This window comes from Zooshikella harenae (assembly GCF_018837975.1).
Lineage (GTDB): Bacteria > Pseudomonadota > Gammaproteobacteria > Pseudomonadales > Zooshikellaceae > Zooshikella > Zooshikella harenae.
Genome location: NZ_JAGSOY010000166.1, coordinates 1 through 3,191 on the forward strand (window position 1 = coordinate 1; position 3,191 = coordinate 3,191).

Below are 3,191 nucleotides of genomic sequence, written 5' to 3' on the forward strand. Positions count from 1 at the left end.
ATCGAAGACCGCGATAATGTGATTGCGGAATTTGCCAAATGGATGCTTGAAAATCCTAATCCGAAGAATGTTGCCTGGGTATCGAAAATTACTAATCAAACGTCAAGCAGTGTCGCTGCAATTACAAATGCCACAGGGTTTTACCTCGATTACAGTGAGGACCTTATCGCATTAGAGGGTAAAATGCCTTTGTTGTATGTTGTACGAAATGAAATGAAGGAGGTGGCAGATAAGTGGATAAAAGCCAACACGCCATCAGCCACTACTGTCTATATGGGCAAGCACATGATGTTTTGGGAGAGGCCAAAGGAGTTCAATAAGGTCGTTGATGAATTCCTTGCAAGCGTTGAAGGTAAGTGACATATCAAGACTGCTCGTTCTTAAACGTTGAATTTAGAGCAATTATCTAGTTGGAAAAATGTTGTTATCTAGCTGGCTTTTCACATCTTTTATGCGTAAAAAATCAAAAAAATGACCAATTTGTATTGTTTTAATTAAAAGTGGTTACAACTGCCGTGTATTTATCGCCAGAATTTTCAGAGTGCTTATGGTCTGTTGTATGGGTTGATGTAGGAAGTGTTGAGTGGGTATTGCGGGAGAGTGGCTGGGCTGTTGGAAGAGTCGGCGGACAGCCTCATTGAAAAGACGTGATAAATTACGTCAGAATGACATTCAATAGTTAGTTAAGGGAAATTATGTCTTATCAACAGCTAGATATGATCGCTGATTCTTACATTCCTATTTTGCTTTTGATCTCCCTTATAGGGTTTATAAAGAGTTTTTTTTACAATGGATACTTAAAAACAAGTTATGAGGCTTTACCTTTTTTAATAGGAATCATATTTATTTACTCTTTAATGTACGTTGATCTTAAATTAGAAATATGGCCTATGCTTTCACTGGACTACAGCACTCACACAGCATTAGCTCTGGTATTTGTCTGTGGAATATCATTTTGGGGTAAAAGGCAGCTTATTGGTGTCGTTATCTCTATGGTTCTTTACTGCCTGCTTATGATGTATCAAAATTACCACACGCTATTAGACATACTTACTACAAGTGTCGCAGTACTGCCAGCACTAGTCTGGTTAAATATGAAGCTTAAACGTACTACAATTAGCTAATTGGGTAAGAGCTGGTATCTAGCCAGCTCTCCCCACACCACCCTGCATTTTTACCACAAAAATAGTTCCACTACGGTTGTCCACTGATGCGGGCGTACACAAAACCAGCCAGGGACTTCTGCACTGCTGGCGCATATAAATAGGAGAAATTCGTGAATTGATATTCTGTAGGATTGGTAGCAGTAAGTGGTGGTATCGCAGCATTAATAGCAAGCCTTACCCTGCATGCGGGACCGCACAGGGTGGTTCATTTAACTTATCCGTTAGGATAATGAATTTTGATCTATCGTGTCCTTACGGCACCCTAGCTCAACTTAACTAACTTTGAGTGGTTTACTGACTTCCGAATAATTTGTAAGGAAGTATTATGGTAGACCCTATATCCCTTGAATCAAAAAAAAAAGATATCCTGTGCGCTGGGTTAAGGCGGCAAAAGGTTGGAGGCAAAAAGTGAGTGTCCTTTTTCTTTTAACAAGCGGCTCCACCGGACAAATTTCTGCTGTCACCTTTTGTGCAAAAAAATACGCACTAAAGCAAAAACCGACATAAAAAAATTTGCTCAGCGAGTCGGGTGTTAGCCTTACTCGTCGAATGAATTCCGGCACATGTAGAAGAGGATCATATGGAAGTAAGAATTATTGACCAGGACGAACTTGATTCGCTCCTTGCCTTAAATGAAGATCACTTTAATGACGTAAAAAGCAAAAGGATTAACCCAAGCAAACTACAAGAGACATTTGTTGCGTTTGCGAACTCAGATGGTGGGGATTTATACATAGGCATAGAAGATAAATCTGAAAGAGGAGAGCGAGTTATAGGGTTCGGAGAGCAAGAAGATGCCAATGCTTTACTATCAACACTTTTGGAAGAAACCAATCCTGCTGTTGAAAATGTCCTTATTGAGTTTTTAGAAGTTGAAGGCAAAGGACTTCTTTTACATTTTGGTATACCTAAAAGCCCCAAGGTTCATTACACGGCTTCTGGAGATTGCTATATTAGAATTAATGCATCTAAAAGAAAAATCAAAGGAGACAGGATTACTCAGCTAGGCTATTCAAAAGGAGCTGAACCATATGAAAGAAGAGCTCTAGATAACGTTGATATAGAAGATATTGTTGAGGGCGAACTGCTCTCTAAGTACATGTGTCGTGTTGGAACCCATCTGGAACCAGAAGCATTTTTAAGAAAACAGCGCTTACTAACTAAAAAGGATGGTGAAAGAGTTCCAAATGTTGGCTCCATACTCTTATTTGATGATGAGCCTCAAGCCACTTTAGAAACACGGTGTGCTGTAAAAGTTTATAGGCTGAGAACGACTGAAATTGAGTATAGGCGAGAGCAGCTTGAAGAAATGCCAGTGACAATTAATGGTGACGTAGAAAGCGTGATAGAGAAAACTGTTAATCAAGTTTCTAAATACATCGATGGTGCTTCCTTTCAAGACGCTGGTAAGATTGTAAAGCTTAATTACCCATCAGAGGCTTTGAAGGAAATACTCGTAAATGCCGTTATTCATAGAGACTATAGCCTTAATGATGATGTTCATGTACGAGTTTTCGACAATCGCGTTGAAGTACAGAGTCCGGGGAAACTTCCTGGCTATATGACACTAGAGAACCTTTATGATGAACGATTTTCTAGAAATCCCAACGTAGTTCGTATGCTACACAATCTTCCCGATCCGGTTAACCACGACATTGGAGAAGGATTAGATACCGCCAAAAATGAGCTTAAAAAAGCCGGCCTCGTCGACCCTATCTTTGATGAAAAAGAAAATGCGTTTATTGTTACTATCAAGCATCAAAAGCTAGCATCGATAGAGGATGTCATACTACAGTATTTTTCTGAAAATCCTGATTCATCCATATCAAATAAACTTGTGAGACAGCTTAGTGGTGAAGATGATATGCAAAAAGTTAAGCTTGCTCTGCAAAAATTGAGAGCAGCTGGTGAGATAAAACTGGAAGACGAAAATGCATCTGCCTTTAATTACCGGTACATCAAAGTAAAGGGCTAATTGGGTAAGAGCTGGTATCTACCCAGCTCTGCCCACACTACCCTGTAAGC

4 protein-coding genes are annotated in these 3,191 nt (G+C 39.7%); all 4 read left to right on the forward strand.

What is annotated here, in order from left to right:
* On the forward strand, window positions 1–360 hold a 360-nt coding region (locus KCG35_RS24200), incomplete at its 5' end, for an alpha/beta fold hydrolase (RefSeq protein ID WP_215822424.1).
* Between the two features lie 140 nt (window positions 361–500).
* Window positions 501–641, forward strand: coding sequence for a hypothetical protein (locus KCG35_RS24205; RefSeq protein WP_215822425.1), 141 nt, complete (start codon window positions 501–503; stop codon window positions 639–641).
* 54 nt (window positions 642–695) lie between these two features.
* Window positions 696–1,124 (forward strand): hypothetical protein, encoded by a 429-nt coding sequence (locus tag KCG35_RS24210; RefSeq protein WP_215822426.1) that lies wholly within the window; start codon window positions 696–698, stop codon window positions 1,122–1,124.
* 622 nt (window positions 1,125–1,746) lie between these two features.
* Window positions 1,747–3,141 carry an RNA-binding domain-containing protein gene (locus tag KCG35_RS24215; RefSeq protein WP_215822427.1) on the forward strand — a complete coding sequence of 465 codons (1,395 nt, stop codon included), beginning with the start codon at window positions 1,747–1,749 and terminating at the stop codon, window positions 3,139–3,141.
* Window positions 3,142–3,191 lie beyond the last annotated feature (50 nt).

Coding starts and splice junctions, on each gene's coding strand:
- KCG35_RS24215 (WP_215822427.1), top strand. CDS start 1,747: ATGGAAGTAAGAATTATTGACCAGGACGAACTTGATTCGCTCCTTGCC.
- KCG35_RS24210 (WP_215822426.1), top strand. CDS start 696: ATGTCTTATCAACAGCTAGATATGATCGCTGATTCTTACATTCCTATT.